We start from the raw sequence: 20,607 nt of genomic DNA, 5'->3' as shown, positions 1-20,607 counted from the left end.
CGGATCAGGTGCGAAAGTTTGGGATTAACCAAAAGATTAAATAATCTAACTATTAATAGTAAATGTAATATTCTATGCTCTTAATTTAGATTTATCTAGCCCAGTCATTAATCCAATTACTCACGGTCTTACACCATTCATCATCATCATTCAAACACGGAATCGCTAAGAAATTCTCTCCTCCTTTTACTTCAAAATCTTCTTTGGCTCGCATTGCGATTTCTTCCAGCGTTTCTAAACAATCTGAAACGAAAGCCGGAGTTACAACTGCCAATTTCTTGATCCCTTTTGCTGGCATTTTATCAACTTCAACATCGGTATAAGGTTCTAACCATTTATCGCCCGCTAAACGCGATTGAAAAGTTAAACTGTATTTATCAGCTGGAAGCCCTAATAATTTTACGACTTGTCTTGTTGTTTCATAACATTGATGACGATAGCAGAAATCGTGTGCCGGCGAAGGTGTGTTACAGCAAGAGCCGTCAATTTTACAATGTGATTTGGTTACATCGGTTTTGCGAATGTGACGCTCCGGAATTCCGTGATACGAGAATAACAGATGATCGTAGTGGAATCCAACTAGATGTTTCTGGATAGAATCAGCCAGATTCTTGATGTAATCCGGTTTGTTATAAAACGCAGGAACATCGGTAAAAGTCATTTGTGGAAATTTCTTTTTACGAATTTCTTCCGCTTTAACCAAAATTGTCAATGTTGAAGCCATTGCATATTGCGGATATAAAGGAAAAAGTAATACTTCTGTGACTCCTTTATCATGTAATTCCTGTAGCCCTTTTTCAATTGTCATGCTTCCATAGCGCATTGCTAACGAAACCGGAACATTTACTAAAGACTGTACTTTTTTCTGCATTCTTTCAGATAGCACCACTAACGGAGAACCTTCTTCCCACCAAATTTTAGTATAAGCATGTGCAGATTCTTCCGGTCTTTTTCTCAGGATAATGCCACGAACTAAAAAAGCTCGCAACAAATACGGAACATCGATCACGTGTTTGTCCATTAAAAACTCGTCTAAATATGGTTTTACATCTTTTGTAGTTGGACTTTCCGGAGATCCTAAGTTTACTAATAATACGCCTTTCATTTACTTTTTGCTTTGTTCTATAGAATAGATGTTAAAATTGTCGCGCAGATTTTGCAGATTGAGTAGATTAAAATTCGTGGATTGCTTCGCCCGTTCATTATCACCAGGCTCATAGCCAACAAAACTTAAACATTCGTATTAATCGACATCAGATATTTTTTTGGAGTTGTTGCAAACTTTTTCTTGAATCCTGCAATGAAATGGCTTCCTGTACTGTAACCTATTTTCAACCCCACTTCGTTTACATTGTAAGAACCGCTGTCAAGCAATTTTCTGGCGAAATCCATTTTATAGTCAAAAAGAAAACCGTAAACCGTATCCCCATAAATTTGTTTGAAACCCATTTTCAGTTTCTTCAGATTCAGACCAATTTCATCGGCTAATTCTTGTAAACCAGGCGGTTCAGCCATATTGGCGATGATAATTTCTTTGGCTTTTTTTATTTTCAATACATTACCTTCATCAATTAAAAACGGACAATGATGCGCATTTGGATCTTCGCTCCTGTTAAAAGATAAACTAAGTAATTCGTATCCTTTACCTTTACAATAAAGATTTTTTATGGATGGATGAAGGTTATAATGGAACAACTGGCTTAAAACAACTGCCATTGAAGGACTTATACAACCTTCATTATAATAATTTTTATACTTGTTATCAGGACTTAAAAAAGTAATATAATCTGCTTCAACAGAAAACAATGCATGAAATTTCCTAATTGAAATAATAACAGAAATCATCCACGAATTTGGTGAAAGCTCTAAATGAAATGGTAGCTCCTTTTGTGGATTGTATAAAAGAAAGGATTTTTCTTCTTGTAGTGCTAAATCATAATTACCATTATTAAATGAAAATTTGGCGTTACCTTTAAGTACGAAATGAAACTGTATGAAATCAGTGGTTAGTTGACGGTGTGTAAAAAAAGGTTCTGGACCGTCATTCTGAAAACGGATAAGTGCAAAGTCGTTTTCAACTTTTATTTCTTCCTCCATTTTTGAAATAGCGAATAATTGGTTTTTCAAAATTAAATCTTTTTAATGGTTTAGTATACTTCTCTTAAAGTTATAAATCTTACTTTTTTGATCTGTCATTTCAAAACCGCAACAACTAGAATATTTATTTTATTAGAAACTTTGCTTTTCACGAGAGTTGGTATGACGATGTTAAAATCACTGGCATTTACGGCAAAATTAGATACAATACTAATTCCAGATCCGGACATCATTATCCTTGCTTTGGTTATTATATCCTTTGATTTTCCATGAAGCTCTAACTTCCCTTTTATAGTAAAATCTTTAGCGGAATTGGTAAGACTGTTTAAATCAAAATCTTCTATTTTCCCTTTAAATATAGCTTTAGGGTATTGATCGCTCTCCATATAATTTTCATTGAAATGCTCTTCCATTAACGCAACTTTAAATTGAAATCCTTTCATCAATGCTAAACTTGCAATTTCTCCTGTTGTAGTATTCAATACAAAGGTTACATTGTTATTTGTAGCTTTAACCTCTTCAAAAGAAGCAACAGATGCTTCAAAAGTTATTTTACCTGTTTTACTGATCATTTTTTCTTGCGCCAGACCAATAGCGCAAGCATAAAGCATGGAAACGAGTATAATTTTTTTCATGGTTTTCTTTATATTATTATGTTAGTTTAAAAATCAATTTTTTGCTTATTTTAAAACAGCAATAATTTGAACCTTTACTCTATCATCAAGTTTATACTTGATAAGCGATGGAATTGGAATGCCAAAATCACTGGCATTAACAGCAAAATCTGAAATGATGGTAATTCTGGAACCTGTCCTGGTGATCTTTGCGCTCGCATTTATATCTCTTGATTTCCCATGAAGTTCTAAGTTTCCTTTTATTAGGTAATCTTTATAATCTTCAGTTAAATTATTCGAATCAAACTTTTCTATTTTTCCCCTAAAAATAGCTTTTGGATATTTATCGGTCTCCATGTAATTTTCATTGAAATGTTCTTCCATCAAAGGCATTTCAAACTGAAATCCTTTTATCAGGGCTAAGGATGCAATTTCACCTGTTGCCGGATTTAAAACAAAAGTTACATTGGTATTGGTTCCTAAAACCGGCTGAAAAGACGGGACCGAAGCTTCAAAAGTGATTGTTGATGATTTAGTTAAGATTTTTTCCTGCGAAAAAACAAGGAACGAGGCCAATATCATTGGCATTATTATGATTTTTTTCATGTTTTTTACTATGGATTATTGCTCTAATAATCCATCTTGTTCCCATTTTTTAATAACATCAATTGTGGTTTGAGGCAATCTTGGCCCTCCCTGTGGCATTAATGAACTATTTCCATTTTCTAAAGAAATCCGGTTGAGCAGCCCGCGATTTAAGACCGCATTTTTAACCTGATCATAAGTAACCAGGGACATAGGTGCCCCATTTTTGGGAACAGCTGCATGGCAGACAACACAATTATTATCAATGATGGATTTCACATTCTGATTGTATGTGGCAACGCCGGTAATTGGTGGAGTGTCAATTAAAGTACTGGGATTATCATCTGTACAACTTACCAGTAGTAAAGCAAATGATGGAATAAGCAAACGAGTTTTTAAATTCATGGGATTGGTTTTTAGTTTTAGAAAGGCTAAATGATTTTAATATTTAAAGCATTTTCAAATCATATACGGTGAAATGGATGATACAGATTTAGCAGCAGTCATATTTGATCATTTAAATCCAATAGGTATTTTTTAACGTAGATAATCCAAATACTAAAAACCAGCCATGAGAAAAAAAATACTTATTATTATTCCCCTCTTCCTGATAACCGGGATCTCAATTTACCTCTACAGTTACAAAGGTCATAGGAATATCGAATCAGAAACTGCAGATTATACTGTAACGGTTAAAGGACTCGAAAAAGAATTTACTTTCAATGACAGCCTTGCTACTGTCAAATACCAGGACAAAACAATTGAAGTAACTGCAATTGTAACAGCTGTTGAACCCGCGAGTAAGGGAATCGTTATTGACGAAAAGATATTTGCAACCTTCAAAGACAGTTTGCCCAAAGACATTGCAATTGGCAGAATGCTAAAAATTAAAGGACGGTTTTTAGGATATGATGAGCTCTTACAAGAATTTAAAATAGATCAATCCTCCCTTGTACACCAAAACAAATAACAATTAAAATTAACCACATGAAAAAGCTCATTCTATTATTGTTTTTATTTCCATTACTAACCTATTCGCAAGATGACCTATTATCCGGAGTTGAAGCGCCAATCACAAAAGAAAAGGTGGCATCTGCATTTAAAGCCCTGAAGATTGTCAATCTCGAATCGACCAAACTGGCGGCAAAAGGAGATTTGTATTTTGTTGTAGCACACCGGTTTGGTTCTATAAAAGACGGCTTTGAGGGATTCTATGGACTGGATAACGCCAACACACAAATAAAATTTATATACGGATTGACCCCGGGGATTAATATAAGTGCCGCCAGAAGTGAATTTGCTTATGACTTTGCAACAAAATATATGTTATTGCCGCAAATAAAAGACGGATTTCCGGTGACTATTGCAGGGTTTAATAGTTTGTCTATCAACAACACGCTAAAGGAAAGTCTATATCCTAAACTTGAATTTAAAAATAGGCTCACCTATGTAGCCCAGCTTTTAATTTCCAGAAAATTCTCTGAAAAATTATCTTTAGAAATAGTTCCATCATTTTTCCATGAAAATTTTGTGCTCGACCCCGAACAGAGCAATTCACAATATGCCATTGGCTTTGGCGGTAGATATAAGTTTGCAAAACGCTGGTCATTGAATATGGATTATGCGGCACACTTAAACAGGGCGTCAAATTCTATTTATAAAAATCCATTATCCATTGGTTTTGACCTGGAAACCGGCGGACACGTTTTTCAAATGCATTTTACCAGTTCTCAAGCCATTGATGAAGCCGGATATCTTGGAAGAACTACGGGAGACTGGACTAAGGGAGATATTTTCTTTGGGTTTAATTTGGCAAGAGTTTTCTAAAAAACCCTGTAATTCAGTGTGTTGTTATTTACAATAAATCTAAACTACTATTTTATCAATTTAAATAAAACCAAGCCAAAAAAGGGTTCGTATATGATCTAGAAAACCTAAAATCATTTTAAAAATCAGCTTTATGAAAATTAACAAATTTATTAAAAAAGGCCTTTGGACGGGATTGATCATTTTGGTACTATTTTTTGCCATTTTTCTATTCCACATTATTACCGCTAAGCCTGCTGTTTATGAAAGCCCAAATCTGCAGGTAAGCCGAATTGATTTTAAAACAAACATAGATTCGGTACAAGCCAAACAAATATGTTCAGATTTGAGATCTATCAAAGGATTAACCTCTGATTCTATAATCGTAAAAAGAAATGTGGTTGTTTACTTCCATAACAACAAGATCACGAATTCTAAAAAAGTATTTGATCAGTTGATAGCCATAGGACATTATGATGCTCAGCGTTATATTTTACCGGAAAATTTGGCTGGCAAAGAAGTTTGTCCAGTGAATCAAAATAGTTTGAGCTACAGATTGTCTCAAAAACTAAACCGTTTTTTTAATTAACCTTTAATATTTTTATTATGAAAATTTATTCCAAAATTACACTTAGTGTATTACTCGCAGCTTCTGCAACCCTGGCTTCGTGCAGTAGTAATGATGATGACGCCCAGGTAACTCCTCCTGTAAAGGCATCTATTTACGAAAGATTAGGCGGAACTAAAATGGTTTCAGATCCAGATAACGCTGGCCAAATGATCGAGCAGGGGCGTTTGAGTTTCCGCAAGGTGGTAAATTCAACTATAGGATTAATTGTTGCCGATGTTCAGTCGAATGCAGCGGGGAATCTACAAGCGCATTTTGCCCCGGTATTAGCCGAAACAGGAACTACCCAGTCTACAAATATTGCTAAACTATCAGACAATCTGACTGATTTCTTTTCGTTTAACACTGGTGGTACAAATGCCGTAAATACCTATTCTGGTTTGAATATGGTAGCTGCGCACGATCCTGCGAAAAATCCTCGTATGGGGACAAAATCAAGTACTGCAGATTATACAAAATTTGAAGGATATGTAGGAGCAGCTGCAAATGCAAATGGTGTGGCTTCAAATACAGAGCTTTATACAGATATTGTTGCGGTCTTAGAATCACTTAGAACTCCAATAGTTCAAAAATAATTTCTCTTAAACGCTACCTGTTTTTCAGGTAGCGTTTTATATTTAAATCCTGCCGGCAACTTATAATGCAATTATGTGTGAATCCATTATTCTTTAGCATTAAAGGAAGTTTCATCGTGTTTTACAATAACCTACTAATATTTTTTTGAACTTTAAAAAGAGCATAATATGGAAAAATATAACATGTCCAAAAATACCACCTTTTATGCTTTAGGCTTAAGTTATAAAAAAGCAGATGCAGCAATTAGAGGGAAGTTTAGTTTGGATACTAAAGCACAATCTGATCTTTTGCTGCAGGCAAAGGCAGAAGGGATCGAATCATTAATTGTCACTTCTACTTGTAATAGAACCGAAATATATGGTTTTGCCAATCATCCATATGAATTAATCAAATTACTTTGTGAGAACAGCAAGGGCTCCGTAGAAGAATTTCAGCAAGTTGCTTATATATACAAGAATCAGGAAGCTGTGAACCATATGTTTCGAGTTGGAACAGGGTTGGATAGCCAGATTTTAGGTGATTTTGAAATCATTAGTCAAATTAAAATCGCTTTTAATAATAGCAAACGCGAGGACTTAATCAATACATTCCTGGATCGTTTAATAAACGGGGTTATACAGGCTAGCAAAAAAGTCAAAACAGATACTGAAATTTCATCCGGTGCCACATCTGCTTCATTTGCAGCTGTTCAATATATTATCAGAAATGTAGAAGATATTAGAAATAAAAATATCTTACTATTCGGAACAGGGAAAATTGGCAGAAATACGTGTGAAAATTTAGTAAAACATACAAAGAATACCCATATCACCCTTATAAACAGAACAAAGAACAAGGCCATCGAATTAGCTGGTAAACTAAACGTTATTGTAAAGGATTTTCTAAACTTACAAGAAGAAATAAAACAGACAGATGTGCTCATAGTTGCAACAGGTGCACAAAATCCAACTATAGACAAAGCACTACTTAACAGAAAGAAACCATTACTGATTTTGGACTTATCCATTCCACGAAATGTAAATCCAGATGTAGCGCAAATTCCAGGAATAACTTTAATACATCTCGATTATTTGTCTCAGGTTACAGATGATACGCTTGAGAGAAGAAAACAACATATTCCTGCTGCAGAAGCTATTATTGAGGATATGAAATTAGAATTCAATACATGGATGAATACTCGAAAATATGCGCCAACTATCCATGCGTTAAAAGCTAAACTAAATGATATTGCGGCAAGCGAATTGGCTATTCAGAGAAAGAAAACAAGCAATTTTGATGTCGCTCAGGTTGATTTAATCAGCGCCAGGATCATTCAAAAAATAACAAACCACTTTGCAAGCCACTTGAAAAATGAAAATACTTGCGTGGATGAAAGTATTGACTTTATTGAAAAAGTATTTCAAATTGGACAGCTCGCGCCAAAACACGCTTCTTCTCAAATTGAAAAAACATATAAGATCAATCTTTCATAGACGTTATTAGGTTTTGCAAACAATTTTCGATCTGTATTAGAAATACCCAAATAAGTTAGCAAATTTGATCCTGAAACTTGCTGTAAATAACTATTGATGTATAAAAGTTCAATCCCAACAGGACATCCAAACCAAATTAGTAATAGCCAATCTTTTCAAATCTTCCGTAAAAATTTATAGAAATTTGTACAGTAGAGATCACTATAAAAAGTAAAATCCTGAAAAATTTAGATTTTTCAGGATTTTTTTGTTCAAATTCATTTACAGATAACATATCGCTTTGTATTAAATGCTTTTTGATGATCTACCAGAGTGACATAAGTATTTTTGCGGTCTGTTATTCCCCCTATTTTTTTTGATTATCATTATACTTCAATACTTCTGATTCAATTTCCTGTATTGTTTTCTTTTTCCCTTTAGAAATCCATTCTAAAAGTTCTTCTTCAAAAAAATACAGCTTTTTACCATATTTATAGCACGGAATTTTTCTCTGCCTTACAAGAGCGTAAATTGTAGGCTTTGCTTTGCCTATTAGCCGGCTTGCTTGTTCAATACCAATAGGAATACTTTTTTCTTTCGATTCATACACCTGTACATTCTGAATCAGAAGTTTAATCTCGGCAATTTCTTTCACTAAGTGTGCTACTGCTTTGGGCAGGTTTTCAAAAGAGATTTCATTTGTATCCATAGCTATCGTTTTTAACAGTTATGATGCAAATGAAAAAAGTGTTTCTGCTGTGTCCTTCTTCACAGCAAAAATACTTGAAAAACACAGTGCTTTATACCTATTGGCATTTAAAAATCTGTAAAATCATCTATTATCTTTATAAGACCTTTATGTTCATCATCTTTGAGATGCGTTTTAATGCTTTTCTCTTCAACATCTTTTAAAGCATCAGCAAAAGTCAGCTTTAAAAATTGTGCGGCTCTGTCCTGTCTGCTGGCTTTAAAGCAATTCCAGATATTCCAGCCAAAATGATACAGATCCAGATTGGACAGATCTTTTACTTTGATCGGTTTAATCTTTTCAAAATTTAGGACTTCAGCATATATGATTATATTGCTGCCCAATTGTTCCAGATCATCATCCGACACGTACAGCGCAAACTCCTGCTGCGCATAACGGAGGGCAGTATCAATCCTGGCCTGTTTTTGATTTTTAATTGCATTTTGCTGCTGCTCCCTTAACTGCTGAATATCAATGACAGCATTTTTATTTTCAGGCATTTCGGGCTTAATTAAAGCATCCTGTGGCTCCTCTTCTATTTTTTCAAGGTTTTCAACTGGAATGCGGCTTTCAGGCGATTCATTTTTTTTTGCCTTCAAAAAACGATTCACCAATCTCTCAGCCAAATCGTTTAGAAATAAACTTAGAATTGCAAACATTAAAACTCCAAATCCAGTGCTGATCCAGAAAAAAACACCGGCCGTATATTCATCCGCACCTTTTTCCAGCAGCACCAGTCTTCCGATTACACCGACAAAGACGCAGACTAAAAAAACAGACAGGTAAACTGTGATATATTCAAAGTATTTAATTTTCATTGCGCTTATTTCTTTAAAGATTCCAATTGTATTGCCTGCGAAGCTCTGTTTTTCTTCTCATCTATTACTTTGGCGTAGATTTCAGTAGTTTTTACATTGGTATGCCCCAGCATTTTGCTGACCGTATAAATGTCTGTCCCGCTCGACAGCTGCAGTGTTGCAAATGTATGGCGGAAGCAGTGGAAGGTAATATTTTTTTTAATCCCTGCCGATTCAACCCATTTTTTCAGAGGTCGTGAAATCCACGACGGGTCCGGCAGATCCTCGAAAACAAGCTGTCCTGGAAGCCTAGGTTCTCCGCTGAGATCTAAAGCCTGCTCAGAAATAGGCATGTATTCGACACCCTTTGTCTTTTTCTGCGTAAAATGCAGTTTGGCCCTGCCGTCTTCCAGACTAATCTCTTTCCATCGGAGATTCTGAATGTCGGAATGCCTCAGACCTGTAAGGGCTGAGAAAAGCGCGGCTCTTTTAAGGACGTCTTTTTCGCAGGGCGTTTCGGCCAATGCATTTAATTCTTCAATAGTCAAATATTCGCGTCTTGATTCCTGCTCCGGGATGCCCTTAATTTTTGAAGATAAATCAACGCTTAAATATCCGTCGATAAAGGCCTGTTTCAAAGCTGCTTTAAATATGGAGAAATAGGTTGCCGCAGTGTTGCAGGAAATAATTCCCTTCTTACCTCCTCCGCGCGGAGCTGATAATAAAAACAGTTTAAAATCTTCCGCCATTCTGCTGTCAATCTGTGAAAACATAAGGCTGCCCTTGGAATAACTTTTTAAAAATTCTCTGCTCCGCTGCCAAGTGATCTGAATGGATTTTGAACTTCGGGCGTGCCTTTTAGCCGCCACCGCAGCGATGTATTTAATAAAATCCTCTTTTGCTTTTTCTTTCTGTTCAGCCAATAGGTTCTCAGCATCACTGTACAGATCTGTTTTATCGTATTCTTTCTGCCGGATATTACGCACTGCATCCGCATAGAGCATTATCTCACGGTCGCTTTCGCTACTGCAGATTATTATTCCGTTATCGCTGCGTCTGGGTTTGTAGGATTTTATACCCTCTGAATCTGTGCGGGCAGTTCTTTTCTTGTCCCACTCCACTGTGGTTACGGATCTGTTTAAATATTCACGGATTCTCTGGGGCGTTTTCTTTCCGGAAACCTCTACAGGATAGCTTTCTATGTAAACATACCATTCCTTTCGGTCTTCTGCCTTTCGAAGACGCACAGTCACCTTGGTTTTTGCTAATTGCTTCATATAAAATCATTTCCGTTATACAAGTTGTCAATTTCGCTTTTTGGGGCATATACATGCTTTCCAATCTGTCTGGTCGGGATTGAATATTTCCTGATGTGGCTGTAGACAGAACCTTCAGATATCTGAAATCTCTGGGCTATTTCACCGATGCAATAGCAGTCCTCTTTTTCAAGACTGTATAATTTTTTCTTCGGTGGGCTTTCAGCCTGCTGCAGGATGCTTGCAGGGCCGAACATCTCTTCCATAACTCTGCGGTCTATTCTTATAAGGCGAGTCCCCAGATTAACTGAAGGAATTTTTCCCTGACCGACAAGCCGGTAAAGGGACTTATTGGGAATGCCAAAAAGCATGCCAGCTTCCGCAACAGAAATAAATGCCCTGTTCTGGGGTATTTTATCTACCAGCGCTTTGATCCCCACTTCCTTTTTAAGCCGTATCATCTTCTGTTTGTATGCTTTTTTACTGCATACATGCGAGCAGTAAACAGAAGTCACGGTTTTAGGCAGGAATTCTTTCCCACAATTAAGACATTGTTTATCAGATCTTTTCATAGTCTTTGTCTCCCATTAAGGTACCATAAGGGTACATAAGTCCCACTTTGTCTCCTTTTAAGTGCCGGTACAAATATGATACAAATATATGATAAAAAATGATTAAAAAACAGCAGAAACAAAAAAGAATAAAAAAGAAAAAGCGCTGTAAACATTACGTTTACAGCGCTTTAGCACTTATTATTAACTGATATTAATCAGTACTTATTTGACTTCTTCGAATTCAACGTCTTCAACATTGTCACCTTGCGACTGCTCTTGTTGTGGAGCTGCTTGTTGACCTTCACCACCTTGAGCGTACATTGCTTCTGTAGCTACTTTCCAAGCTGCATTTACATTGTCTAATCCTTTTTGGATTGCTTCAAGATCTTGAGATTGGTGAGCAAATCTTAATTCAGTTAAAGCAAATTCGATAGCTGTTTTTTGATCGTCTGTTAATTTACTTCCCAATTCTTTCAATTGACTTTCAGTTTGGAAAATAGTACTATCAGCTTCGTTCAATTTCTCAGCTCTTTCTTTAGCTATTTTGTCAGCATCAGCATTAGCTTCAGCATCTTGTTTCATTTTTTCGATTTCTTCAGCTGTTAAACCAGAAGAAGCTTCGATACGGATATCGTGAGATTTTCCTGTTCCTTTATCAGTAGCAGTAACTTTGATGATACCATTAGCATCAATATCAAAAGTAACCTCGATTTGAGGAACTCCTCTTGGTGCTGGTGGAATACCATCTAAGTGGAAACGACCAATAGTTTTGTTATCAGCAGCCATTGCTCTAGCTCCTTGCAATACGTGAAGCTCAACAGATGGTTGAGAATCAGAAGCAGTAGAGAATACTTGAGATTTTTTAGTTGGGATAGTTGTATTAGACTCAATTAATGTAGTCATAACACCACCCATAGTTTCGATACCTAAAGAAAGAGGTGTTACGTCAAGTAACAATACATCTTTTACATCTCCAGATAAAACTCCACCTTGAATAGCTGCTCCAATTGCAACAACCTCATCAGGGTTAACACCTTTAGATGCTTTTTTACCAAAGAATTTTTCAACTTCGTCAGCGATTCTTGGCATACGAGTAGAACCTCCAACAAGAATAACTTCGTCAATATCAGATGTAGATAAACCTGCATCTTTTAATGCTTTAGCAACTGGCTCCATAGAACGTTTTACTAAAGTATCAGATAATTGCTCAAATTTAGCTCTTGATAATTTTTTTACTAAGTGTTTTGGTCCTGAAGCAGTAGCAGTTACGTAAGGTAAGTTGATTTCAGTTTCAGCAGAAGATGATAATTCAATCTTAGCTTTCTCTGCAGCTTCTTTCAAACGTTGCAATGACATTGGATCTAAACGTAAATCAATACCTTCTTCAGATTTAAAATCGTCAGCTAACCAGTCAATAATAACCTGGTCAAAATCATCACCACCTAAGTGAGTATCACCATTTGTAGACAATACTTCGAATACACCGTCTCCTAATTCAAGAACAGAGATATCAAAAGTACCTCCACCTAAATCGTAAACAGCAATTTTTTGATCAGTTCCTTTTTTATCTAATCCGTAAGCAAGTGCAGCAGCAGTTGGCTCATTGATAATACGCATAACTTTAAGACCAGCAATTTCTCCAGCTTCTTTAGTAGCTTGACGTTGTGCATCGTTAAAGTAAGCAGGAACAGTAATAACCGCTTCAGTTACAGTTTGACCTAAATAGTCTTCAGCAGTTTTTTTCATTTTTTGAAGTGTCATTGCTGACAATTCCTGAGCAGTGTATAAACGACCGTCAATATCCACACGTGGCGTATTGTTGTCACCTTTTACAACACTGTAAGGAACTCTTTTTGCTTCTTCCTGAGTTTCAGCAAAAGTGTGTCCCATAAAACGTTTAATAGAAGCAATCGTTTTTGTAGGATTCGTTACCGCTTGTCTTTTTGCAGGATCACCCACTTTAATTTCTCCACCTTCAACAAAAGCGATGATAGATGGCGTTGTTCTTTTTCCTTCTGCGTTAGGAATAACAACTGCTTCGTTACCTTCCATTACAGAAACACAAGAGTTCGTCGTACCTAAGTCAATTCCGATTATTTTACCCATTTTTTATATATTTAATTTTGATATACTAATTTTATAACTCAGGTGGCATAAGTCAATCTTTGTGCCAATATAAAAAACCAAAGTAAATTGTCAGTTTTACTGTCGGCACAATAAATACAATCTGACAACATGACATTTTAAAAACCTGACATTCGTGGCATATCAGCACTTTACGTGTCATTATCAGGAGCTATTTCCTGCTATTCGCTATATCTTTTATGTCTCCCGAAGCCTCGGGAGACATAAAAGGATGCCGCTTCTATCAGGGCTAGGCATTCCGTCTCATCACAAGTTTATCTTAATCTAATAGTATAATGTCTTTCGATATTTTTAATTAAAGCCTGAAATATATACATTAGCATCTTCCTAAATTCAATATTCGCCAATATGGAAAATTACAGCATTATCATTTTTATTCTCGCCATCGTAATAGGACTATCTGCATTTGCCGATATTATAAAATTACCTCAGCCTATTTTACTTGTTATCGTAGGAGTTGCAATTGGTTTTATACCTACAATGACTGAAATTGAAATTAATCCTGAAATTATATTTCTGATCTTTCTTCCTCCATTATTATACGATGCTTCTTTTAATATCTCCCCTAAAGATTTCAAAACCAACATTCATACCATAAGTACATTGGCAATTCCTTTGGTTTTCCTTACTACTTTTTGGATAGCCGTTGTGGCACATTTTACCATACCTAATATGACCTGGCCTTTATCCTTCGTACTTGGCGCTATACTTTCTGCTACTGATGCAGTTGCAGCAATAAGCATAACAAAAGGGCTTAACATATCGCGTAAAACAATTACAATTCTAGAAGGAGAAAGTCTTATTAATGATGCTTCTGCGTTGGTTGCTTATCGTTTTGCCATTGCAACTGCAATGGGTTCAGCATTTGTCATCTGGAAAGCATCCTTGCAATTCGTATTATTATTAGGCGGAGGTTTCGTAGTAGGCTTTATAATGGCAAAAATTCTGGCTTTTATATTAAGCCGGGTACATAAAAATATAAATGTTACCATAAGCTTCATGTTGCTAATGCCTTTTGTAACTTATTTAGTTGCTGAACATCTGCATGTTTCAGGAGTAATTGCGGTCGTTATTTTAGGACTTACTATTATTGCTCGTTTTAGCAAAAAGATATTCCCTGAAAGTTTAAAAAACCAATCCAGAAGCCTTTGGGACATTATTATTTTTTTATTAAACGGATTAATCTTCATTCTAATCGGACTTAATTTTCGCTACATCTTAAAAGGAATCGACAACGATATGATCCTGCCTTATATTGGCTATGCTTTTATCATTACGATTGTTGCTTTATTAATTAGGATGGTCAGGGTTTTTCTTCAAAAAATTAATCTTCAAAAAGCTTTTTTAAACACCAAACGAAAAAGAAAAGTCAGTGAAGATGCTCTTTTAGATTTCAATAACAGCATTATCCTGAGTTGGTCCGGAATGCGCGGAATTGTTTCTCTGGCAATCGCAATTGGTATTCCTAAAGAACTTCCGGACGGAACTCCTTTTCCGGAGCGAACCGTAATTATTTTTATATCTGTAGCCGTAGTTTTAATGACTCTTATTGGTCAAGGTCTTACTTTGCCCTGGATTGTCAAAAAATTGAGCGCTAAAGAAGATAAAGAATCACATTTGTAATTTTTTGCTTTAACATTAAATCTTTTTAATCAATCATTACTAGAAAACATTTAAACAAATAAAAATCATTTAAATATTTGTAATGATTTTTCTATATTTTTACTCGGCTAAAAATACCTAATTTAACTAAAACCAAATACCACATTAATGAATGATAATTTAAAATATGTTACTAAATTATTTAGTAGCGCAACCTTTAGTTTCTTCAAAATAAACATCCTGGGACAAATATTATACGCCATTATAGGCGTATTTACTTTATTCACCATAATTTACCAATCAGGTACAGGACTGGGACATGTATCCGGCTCAGCAGTTATACTTTTATTATTTGCTTTACGCCCAATAGGTTTTGGTTTAACAGTAATCTCGACATTTGTAGGTCCGTTTTTATTGTTTTCCTTTGGCAATAAATATATAATATCAAAAACGATCCATAAATTACTTTCAGACAAAGGAGAAACTTTACTATTTCCTATTATTGACAAAGTATTAAACAAAGTAAAATCTAACCAACCTGATTTACTGAGACAAGGAGCCGATAAAACAAAATTACAGCTTAAGTTAATTCAGGAAATCAGAGATTCTAATGACAATAAATGGTTGAAAAAAATCATTATTTATGGTTTTAAAAAAATAAAGTTGGAGGAAGTTGATTTTAAGGATGAGAATGTTAGTTTTTCTGATATTATTAAAGACAAAATAATTACGGGCTTAAAAAATGTTTCGCAGCCAAGCAGAAACTTTTTCTGGATTATTTTAGGCATACAGTTTACTATTTTAATCTTGATTCTTACTCAGGTTATATAATTGGACCCTAATAATAAAACCTAAAAAATATTATGAATCAGGAATTAGAAAGTCATTTTGACGAATTTGACAAAGCACCGGTAATCAGAAGAAAACTTTTGCCATGGTGGATTAAAACATTTTGCTGGATTTTTATGATTTTAGCAATTTGTGCTTTAAGCTCCATTATAATGAGCTTTTTCATATCAAACGTAAATATTTCTCTTTATGGTTTTTCGAGTAATACAGCTCTTTCACCAATCGGAATGTTTATTGTTGCCATTATGGCATTTAAGGGTTTTGCCGCGTATTCTCTTTGGTTTGAAAAAGCCAATGCAATCTCAATAGGGAAAATTGATGCCGTTCTGGGAGTCGTGATTTGCATTGTTTCCATGTTTGTGCTACCTTTTGTAACCAGCGATGGTCATTTCGCATTAAGATTAGAGATTATATTACTTATCCCATATTACAGGAAACTGGACAAGATAGAATATGAATGGGATAATTTAGAAAGTCTGTAAAACACAATAATATTCAAGAAAAAAGTCGGAAAATGAAAAAATCAATTTTATTGCTAATTCTTATTTTTAATCTGGGTTTTGCTTTTTCACAACAAAAAACAACCGGCAAAACCACAAAAAGCAAACCCGTTCAAAAACACGATACTTTTAATGAGACTGTCATAATTACCAACCCAAAACTAAAGGTATTTATACCAAAAGGTTATCAGGCAATTATAAAAGAAACAGGCGATTTGAATCTGGATAAAATTGAGGATTGCATTTTAGTTATACGCAAAGCGACAGAAGAAACCACTTCAAATATGGAAGAAGGCAAACCAGATAAAAGAGTCGTATTACTTTTACTGGGGCAAAAAGACGGAAATTATAAACTAGCCTTTAAAAATGAAAATGCCGCTTATTGCATCGATTGTGGAGGATTATTTGGAGATCCGTTTAATGCAATTGTTATCAAAAATGGTTATTTTTCTATCGAACACAGAATTTCTGGCGGACATCATTGGGAACATATCACCACTTTTAAATTTAATAAAACAAAAAATAACTGGTATCTATATAAAGATCATTTTATAAATTATATTCTTAATCCAAGCACAGATCCAAACGCAGAAGCTCTGATAGCAAATGTTGATAAACTAAAAACAGTCAAAGATTTTGGAGAAATTTCATTTCAGCAATTCAACATATATGCTGACAGAGGATATTAATTAACTTCATAAACCAAGACTTTAAGATTTTCTAAGAAACAGTTTCCTATTTTATTTGTAATTTCGATTTTCATTAAAATACAAAATATAAAATGGCTTCATTTATTAAAGAAATATCTTTTCGCTGGTCTGATCTTGATCCAAATTTTCACGTTCGACATAGCGCATATTACGATTTTGGCGCACAGCATCGTATCGAAATCCTCGAAGAATTAGGTTTAACATTGCGAGTGATGCAAACACAAAGTTTTGGTCCGGTTTTGTTTAGAGAAGAATGTGTTTTTAGAAAAGAATTAAAACTTTCTGATAAAATATTCATTCACACCAAAACTTCAAAAATGAAAGCCGATGCTTCGCGTTGGTCAATTATTCATGAATTTAGAAGAGAAGACGACACACTTTGTGCTGTTATTACTGTAGATGGTGCCTGGATGGACACAAAACTTAGAAAATTAGCTTCTCCAACTCCAGAAATTGCTATCGAAGCCCTAAGTATTTTCCCTAAAAGTGATGACTTTGTTGGACTATAAAACAGACTAATTTAATTTCATAAAAAGACCGTTACAAATTATGTAACGGTCTTTTAGTTTCTAAAAAAAACATTTCTTATTCTATAATAACTTTAAAATTATTATTCAAATTCTCTCCTGAAATATTCAGCATATAGATTCCTGATACTTTTTTGTGGGCAACGTTCAGGGTAAAAACACCATTTCCATCAGAATAAATCTTTTCTTTTATAATAATTTTCCCAGTCATATCAGTTAAAACAGCCGTTGCATAAGATACATTATAGTCTGGAATATTAATAAAAATTTTATCTTTTACAGGATTAGGATATACAATAATATTGCTTTTTCTTTGACTGAATTTATCTGTACTCAAAAATACTTGCGCATACAATTCCATTACCTGAGTTGCATTTAGCGGATAATTAAATAACTGGAGTTCATCAAACAAACCTTTGTAAGGCGCCGGAGCAGTACCCGATGACAGTTCAAGTTCACCAATGTTTCCTATTATTAAATCAGTAGGTTCTGCAATACCCGTAACGGCAGATTCATCAAGTTCTGCAGATAAAATACCATCCGTATAAATTCTCATTTTGTGGGCAATAACATCTCTCATAATAATGACATTTACCCAATTTCCAGTAAAATATTTTGCCGCAGCTGTAGTAACTTCTCTTTTTGTACTATCATCATCTATTGCAAAACGCAAAAGTCCGCCTTTGATTTCAATATTATATCTTTTACCGGTTGCTCCAGTCACTGCATTTTTTGTAAACGAACCTTTGCACAATACATAAATACTCGTTGCTGAGGAACTTGGCAATAAAGCCGGAGCAGCTTTCATCCAAAACGAAACAGTAAACGAATTTTTATCAAATAATAAATAATCCTGATTCGGGATATTTACCAAAGATTTAATATTCAGAGAAGTCGAAAAATCGATCGCGTTGTTTGCCTTTCCCGGAACCCTGACAGCTGTATTGTCAAAAGCAGAATCTAATATGCCATGATTAGCATAAGTCGTAATATCTGTGATTTGTTCTCCTGCTAATGCTGCCTCTTTAAACGGCCAATGCCCAACAATACCGGGATTTATTGTACTAAAACTCCATACATCTCCCGTTGCAGTTCCTTTTGTATTTATTGCATCAATCCTCCAGTAATAATTTGTTACAGAACTTAATCCTGTAATCTGATAAGATGGATTTGCTGAATATACGACATCAGTCAGTTTTGTTAAGTTCGAAGCATTTGTACCAAAATAAACAGCGTAATTAAGCGTGTTAGAACTTCCTGCCCATTTTAGAGTCAAATTACCACTTGCCAATTCTACAGTATTAATCCCGGAAGCAGGTGTTGGAGAAAATGTCTTAGTTGGAGCAGATGGAATTGGGGGTGTTATTATTGGTGCGATTGAATTATATACCGAAGATTCTGTACTATTTGTCGCCTTAACACGATAATAATATTGCGTATTAGGAATCAAACCTGAATCATTATAAGTCGTAATATTAGATCCTAATGTAGCAATTACCGTAAAATCAGTTCCATTAACAGAACGTTCTAATACATAATTATCTTCGTTAGATGCATTATCTCCCCAATTTACAGTAACAGAACTCGATGCCGGAACTTCGGTAGAAACCACATTCGTAAAAGTGATATCAGACGGTGGAATGATAAAATCCGGAGGAATCTCATTCGTCAATCCGTTTATGTAAACCTCAATATTCAAATAAGGGGCATGACTTGAACTTACCAATAACGCGTCGGCAACATTTTTATTAAGATCATTTGCATCTTCCCAAGCATCAGGCATTCCGTCATTATCAGTATCAATTGGAGCCGGAGCGCCATAAACATGTCCGGCGCCACCGTTTATGAAACCAAATTTCTGCGTTAAATCTGTCTGGACATATACATATGTTGCCGTAGTTCCTTTAGACATCAAATCAGTAATCATTAAATTTTCGACCTGATCACGTCTTGGATATGAAGCTCCCACATTTTGTACTATTTTATCATAAGCATCCTGAGCCGTGAGAGTTGTATTTTTCATGGGATAATCATAAGGACTTGACAATATTGTAGCGGCATCACCGGTAGGATATCCTGTTAAATCTGCAGGAACTAAAGTGCCGTTTAAAACTCCATCCTTATTATTATCAAAATAATTTCCGGAACCGTATAAAGAAAAATTGTCATTCCCTCTGTTAAAAGGAGTCGAAATCGTATTGCTGGTATTTGGACCGCCAATAAAATAATTATTGATAATATTAACATCAGAACTTCCCGCAGAATCTCCACCCATAATATAAGCATCACCAGATTCTGTGTATCCGTAAGTGTTTCCGTAATTGCCCCAATTATAAACAACGTTGTTTACAAACTCATTAATCCCTTTTATTTTATTGTTGCGCGTTTTATTACAGATATATAAATTACCAATTAAACTTATTTTTCCGCCAGAAGGCTGCATCAAACCTCCGGCAGAATGATTGTGTCGATGCAATCCCTGCCCAATAATCGAATTTTGAATCGTGATATTATCAGGGCTTATTCCTTTATTATCCCAGTTAATAGAGAAAACTTCATCAGTTCCCCAAGTAAAAGTCATATGATCAAAAATGAGATTCGCTCCATTTGATAATCCTGATGCATCCTGATTTTGAGCAGTTCCGCCGTAACGAATACGAAGATATCTGGCAATTGTATTACTGGCTCCTGAAAAGGTAACACGCGGTCCTAAAAACACAATTCCTTCTCCGGTTGCGGTTTGACCTGCAATAGTTGTATTACTTGCTACAACAACCTGAGTTTGCAAATTTACAATACCTCCAACCCTAAAAATTACAAATCGGCCTGGCTGACTAACGGCATCTCGAAATGATCCGGGCCCGTTGTCATTTAAATTGGTTACTAAATAAATCTGAGGATTCGAAGCGCCTCTTGCTCCGGTAGTAAACCTGCCAAAACCTGTCGCTTCAGGAAATGCCAGGGTCTGAGCATTTAAATTGTAAAAGCTTACAAAAAGTGCACAAATCATAAAAATCTTAAGAACATGCGTAATGGTTAAAGTACTTTTTTTCATGATAAATTGGTTAATGTGGTTAAATAGTTATAAACCAAATTAGTAATATCACCAAAAGAGACCGTCCTGCCCTATCCTGATTTACATTATTAATTATCAACACATTA

At 35.2% G+C, this 20,607-nt stretch carries 21 protein-coding genes; 10 read left to right on the top strand and 11 right to left on the bottom strand.

Annotated features, from left to right (window positions below; translation table 11 throughout):
* Nucleotides 1–91: 91 nt before the first annotated feature.
* The 5 genes from hemH to ASF10_RS16125 form a co-directional block, all read right to left on the bottom strand.
* Nucleotides 92–1,105, bottom strand: a complete 1,014-nt coding sequence (hemH, locus tag ASF10_RS16145; protein WP_056251083.1) for a ferrochelatase — start codon at nt 1,103–1,105, stop codon at nt 92–94.
* 125 nt (nt 1,106–1,230) lie between these two features.
* Nucleotides 1,231–2,097 (bottom strand): helix-turn-helix transcriptional regulator, encoded by an 867-nt coding sequence (locus ASF10_RS16140; RefSeq protein WP_056251080.1) that lies wholly within the window; start codon nt 2,095–2,097, stop codon nt 1,231–1,233.
* Nucleotides 2,098–2,192: 95 nt separating this feature from the next.
* Nucleotides 2,193–2,732, bottom strand: a complete 540-nt coding sequence (locus tag ASF10_RS16135) for a YceI family protein (protein ID WP_035688612.1) — start codon at nt 2,730–2,732, stop codon at nt 2,193–2,195.
* A 45-nt stretch (nt 2,733–2,777) separates the two neighbouring features.
* Entirely contained in the window at nt 2,778–3,317 is a 540-nt protein-coding gene (locus tag ASF10_RS16130) for a YceI family protein (protein WP_056251078.1), read from the bottom strand.
* Nucleotides 3,318–3,332: 15 nt separating this feature from the next.
* Complete coding sequence (locus ASF10_RS16125) at nt 3,333–3,701, bottom strand: hypothetical protein (protein WP_035688608.1); 369 nt, start codon at nt 3,699–3,701, stop codon at nt 3,333–3,335.
* A gap of 166 nt (nt 3,702–3,867) precedes the next feature.
* On the opposite strand from ASF10_RS16125, the gene ASF10_RS16120 reads away from it, so the two are divergent.
* From ASF10_RS16120 to hemA, 5 genes are all read left to right on the top strand, one after another.
* Entirely contained in the window at nt 3,868–4,266 is a 399-nt protein-coding gene (locus tag ASF10_RS16120) for an OB-fold protein (protein ID WP_056251076.1), read from the top strand.
* 17 nt (nt 4,267–4,283) lie between these two features.
* On the top strand, nt 4,284–5,123 hold the full coding sequence (locus ASF10_RS16115; RefSeq protein ID WP_056251073.1) for a DUF5777 family beta-barrel protein: 840 nt from the start codon (nt 4,284–4,286) through the stop codon (nt 5,121–5,123).
* Nucleotides 5,124–5,256: 133 nt separating this feature from the next.
* Nucleotides 5,257–5,691 carry a hypothetical protein gene (locus ASF10_RS16110; protein ID WP_035688602.1) on the top strand — a complete coding sequence of 145 codons (435 nt, stop codon included), beginning with the start codon at nt 5,257–5,259 and terminating at the stop codon, nt 5,689–5,691.
* Between the two features lie 17 nt (nt 5,692–5,708).
* The gene (locus tag ASF10_RS16105; RefSeq protein WP_056251070.1) at nt 5,709–6,305 is read left to right on the top strand and encodes a hypothetical protein; all 597 of its coding nucleotides are present in this window, start codon (nt 5,709–5,711) and stop codon (nt 6,303–6,305) included.
* A 168-nt stretch (nt 6,306–6,473) separates the two neighbouring features.
* Nucleotides 6,474–7,778: a glutamyl-tRNA reductase gene (gene hemA, locus ASF10_RS16100; protein ID WP_056251067.1), complete on the top strand. Its 1,305-nt coding sequence runs from the start codon at nt 6,474–6,476 to the stop codon at nt 7,776–7,778.
* A gap of 346 nt (nt 7,779–8,124) precedes the next feature.
* On the opposite strand, the gene ASF10_RS16095 is transcribed toward hemA, so the two are convergent.
* From ASF10_RS16095 to dnaK, 5 genes are all read right to left on the bottom strand, one after another.
* Complete coding sequence (locus tag ASF10_RS16095) at nt 8,125–8,466, bottom strand: helix-turn-helix domain-containing protein (protein ID WP_035688596.1); 342 nt, start codon at nt 8,464–8,466, stop codon at nt 8,125–8,127.
* Between the two features lie 107 nt (nt 8,467–8,573).
* On the bottom strand, nt 8,574–9,323 hold the full coding sequence (locus tag ASF10_RS16090) for a hypothetical protein (RefSeq protein ID WP_056251064.1): 750 nt from the start codon (nt 9,321–9,323) through the stop codon (nt 8,574–8,576).
* Between the two features lie 5 nt (nt 9,324–9,328).
* Nucleotides 9,329–10,579: a site-specific integrase gene (locus ASF10_RS16085; RefSeq protein WP_056251060.1), complete on the bottom strand. Its 1,251-nt coding sequence runs from the start codon at nt 10,577–10,579 to the stop codon at nt 9,329–9,331.
* Nucleotides 10,576–11,130 (bottom strand): helix-turn-helix domain-containing protein, encoded by a 555-nt coding sequence (locus tag ASF10_RS16080; RefSeq protein ID WP_056251057.1) that lies wholly within the window; start codon nt 11,128–11,130, stop codon nt 10,576–10,578. The genes ASF10_RS16085 and ASF10_RS16080 overlap by 4 nt, the downstream gene beginning before the upstream one ends.
* Before the next feature lie 204 nt (nt 11,131–11,334).
* Nucleotides 11,335–13,218, bottom strand: a complete 1,884-nt coding sequence (dnaK, locus tag ASF10_RS16075; RefSeq protein ID WP_056251056.1) for a molecular chaperone DnaK — start codon at nt 13,216–13,218, stop codon at nt 11,335–11,337.
* A gap of 387 nt (nt 13,219–13,605) precedes the next feature.
* Between dnaK and ASF10_RS16070 the strand changes: the two genes are divergently transcribed.
* The 5 genes from ASF10_RS16070 (at nt 13,606) to ASF10_RS16050 (ending at nt 17,427) form a co-directional block, all read left to right on the top strand.
* Nucleotides 13,606–14,880, top strand: coding sequence for a Na+/H+ antiporter (locus ASF10_RS16070; RefSeq protein ID WP_056251053.1), 1,275 nt, complete (start codon nt 13,606–13,608; stop codon nt 14,878–14,880).
* Between the two features lie 147 nt (nt 14,881–15,027).
* Complete coding sequence (locus ASF10_RS16065) at nt 15,028–15,690, top strand: hypothetical protein (protein WP_056251049.1); 663 nt, start codon at nt 15,028–15,030, stop codon at nt 15,688–15,690.
* A 32-nt stretch (nt 15,691–15,722) separates the two neighbouring features.
* Complete coding sequence (locus tag ASF10_RS16060) at nt 15,723–16,190, top strand: hypothetical protein (RefSeq protein ID WP_056251046.1); 468 nt, start codon at nt 15,723–15,725, stop codon at nt 16,188–16,190.
* 32 nt (nt 16,191–16,222) lie between these two features.
* Nucleotides 16,223–16,897: a hypothetical protein gene (locus tag ASF10_RS16055; RefSeq protein WP_056251043.1), complete on the top strand. Its 675-nt coding sequence runs from the start codon at nt 16,223–16,225 to the stop codon at nt 16,895–16,897.
* A gap of 92 nt (nt 16,898–16,989) precedes the next feature.
* Nucleotides 16,990–17,427, top strand: coding sequence for an acyl-CoA thioesterase (locus ASF10_RS16050; protein WP_056251039.1), 438 nt, complete (start codon nt 16,990–16,992; stop codon nt 17,425–17,427).
* 76 nt (nt 17,428–17,503) lie between these two features.
* On the opposite strand, the gene ASF10_RS16045 is transcribed toward ASF10_RS16050, so the two are convergent.
* Nucleotides 17,504–20,500 (bottom strand): LamG-like jellyroll fold domain-containing protein, encoded by a 2,997-nt coding sequence (locus ASF10_RS16045; protein ID WP_056251036.1) that lies wholly within the window; start codon nt 20,498–20,500, stop codon nt 17,504–17,506.
* Nucleotides 20,501–20,607: the final 107 nt, after the last annotated feature.

The organism is Flavobacterium sp. Leaf82 (assembly GCF_001422725.1).
GTDB lineage: Bacteria > Bacteroidota > Bacteroidia > Flavobacteriales > Flavobacteriaceae > Flavobacterium.
The sequence above is the reverse complement of the archived record's forward strand: the minus strand, read 5'-3'. Positions and strand labels throughout refer to the sequence as shown.

What these genes read in the sequence shown, in the direction of transcription:
- ASF10_RS16135 (WP_035688612.1), bottom strand. Translation starts at nt 2,732, where the DNA reads ATGAAAAAAATTATACTCGTTTCCATGCTTTATGCTTGCGCTATTGGT.
- ASF10_RS16130 (WP_056251078.1), bottom strand. Translation starts at nt 3,317, where the DNA reads ATGAAAAAAATCATAATAATGCCAATGATATTGGCCTCGTTCCTTGTT.
- ASF10_RS16090 (WP_056251064.1), bottom strand. Translation starts at nt 9,323, where the DNA reads ATGAAAATTAAATACTTTGAATATATCACAGTTTACCTGTCTGTTTTT.
- ASF10_RS16060 (WP_056251046.1), top strand. Translation starts at nt 15,723, where the DNA reads ATGAATCAGGAATTAGAAAGTCATTTTGACGAATTTGACAAAGCACCG.
- ASF10_RS16080 (WP_056251057.1), bottom strand. Translation starts at nt 11,130, where the DNA reads ATGAAAAGATCTGATAAACAATGTCTTAATTGTGGGAAAGAATTCCTG.
- ASF10_RS16115 (WP_056251073.1), top strand. Translation starts at nt 4,284, where the DNA reads ATGAAAAAGCTCATTCTATTATTGTTTTTATTTCCATTACTAACCTAT.
- ASF10_RS16085 (WP_056251060.1), bottom strand. Translation starts at nt 10,579, where the DNA reads ATGAAGCAATTAGCAAAAACCAAGGTGACTGTGCGTCTTCGAAAGGCA.
- ASF10_RS16125 (WP_035688608.1), bottom strand. Translation starts at nt 3,701, where the DNA reads ATGAATTTAAAAACTCGTTTGCTTATTCCATCATTTGCTTTACTACTG.
- ASF10_RS16120 (WP_056251076.1), top strand. Translation starts at nt 3,868, where the DNA reads ATGAGAAAAAAAATACTTATTATTATTCCCCTCTTCCTGATAACCGGG.
- dnaK (WP_056251056.1), bottom strand. Translation starts at nt 13,218, where the DNA reads ATGGGTAAAATAATCGGAATTGACTTAGGTACGACGAACTCTTGTGTT.
- ASF10_RS16110 (WP_035688602.1), top strand. Translation starts at nt 5,257, where the DNA reads ATGAAAATTAACAAATTTATTAAAAAAGGCCTTTGGACGGGATTGATC.
- ASF10_RS16050 (WP_056251039.1), top strand. Translation starts at nt 16,990, where the DNA reads ATGGCTTCATTTATTAAAGAAATATCTTTTCGCTGGTCTGATCTTGAT.
- ASF10_RS16055 (WP_056251043.1), top strand. Translation starts at nt 16,223, where the DNA reads ATGAAAAAATCAATTTTATTGCTAATTCTTATTTTTAATCTGGGTTTT.
- ASF10_RS16095 (WP_035688596.1), bottom strand. Translation starts at nt 8,466, where the DNA reads ATGGATACAAATGAAATCTCTTTTGAAAACCTGCCCAAAGCAGTAGCA.
- ASF10_RS16140 (WP_056251080.1), bottom strand. Translation starts at nt 2,097, where the DNA reads ATGGAGGAAGAAATAAAAGTTGAAAACGACTTTGCACTTATCCGTTTT.
- ASF10_RS16070 (WP_056251053.1), top strand. Translation starts at nt 13,606, where the DNA reads ATGGAAAATTACAGCATTATCATTTTTATTCTCGCCATCGTAATAGGA.
- ASF10_RS16045 (WP_056251036.1), bottom strand. Translation starts at nt 20,500, where the DNA reads ATGAAAAAAAGTACTTTAACCATTACGCATGTTCTTAAGATTTTTATG.
- hemH (WP_056251083.1), bottom strand. Translation starts at nt 1,105, where the DNA reads ATGAAAGGCGTATTATTAGTAAACTTAGGATCTCCGGAAAGTCCAACT.
- hemA (WP_056251067.1), top strand. Translation starts at nt 6,474, where the DNA reads ATGGAAAAATATAACATGTCCAAAAATACCACCTTTTATGCTTTAGGC.
- ASF10_RS16105 (WP_056251070.1), top strand. Translation starts at nt 5,709, where the DNA reads ATGAAAATTTATTCCAAAATTACACTTAGTGTATTACTCGCAGCTTCT.
- ASF10_RS16065 (WP_056251049.1), top strand. Translation starts at nt 15,028, where the DNA reads ATGAATGATAATTTAAAATATGTTACTAAATTATTTAGTAGCGCAACC.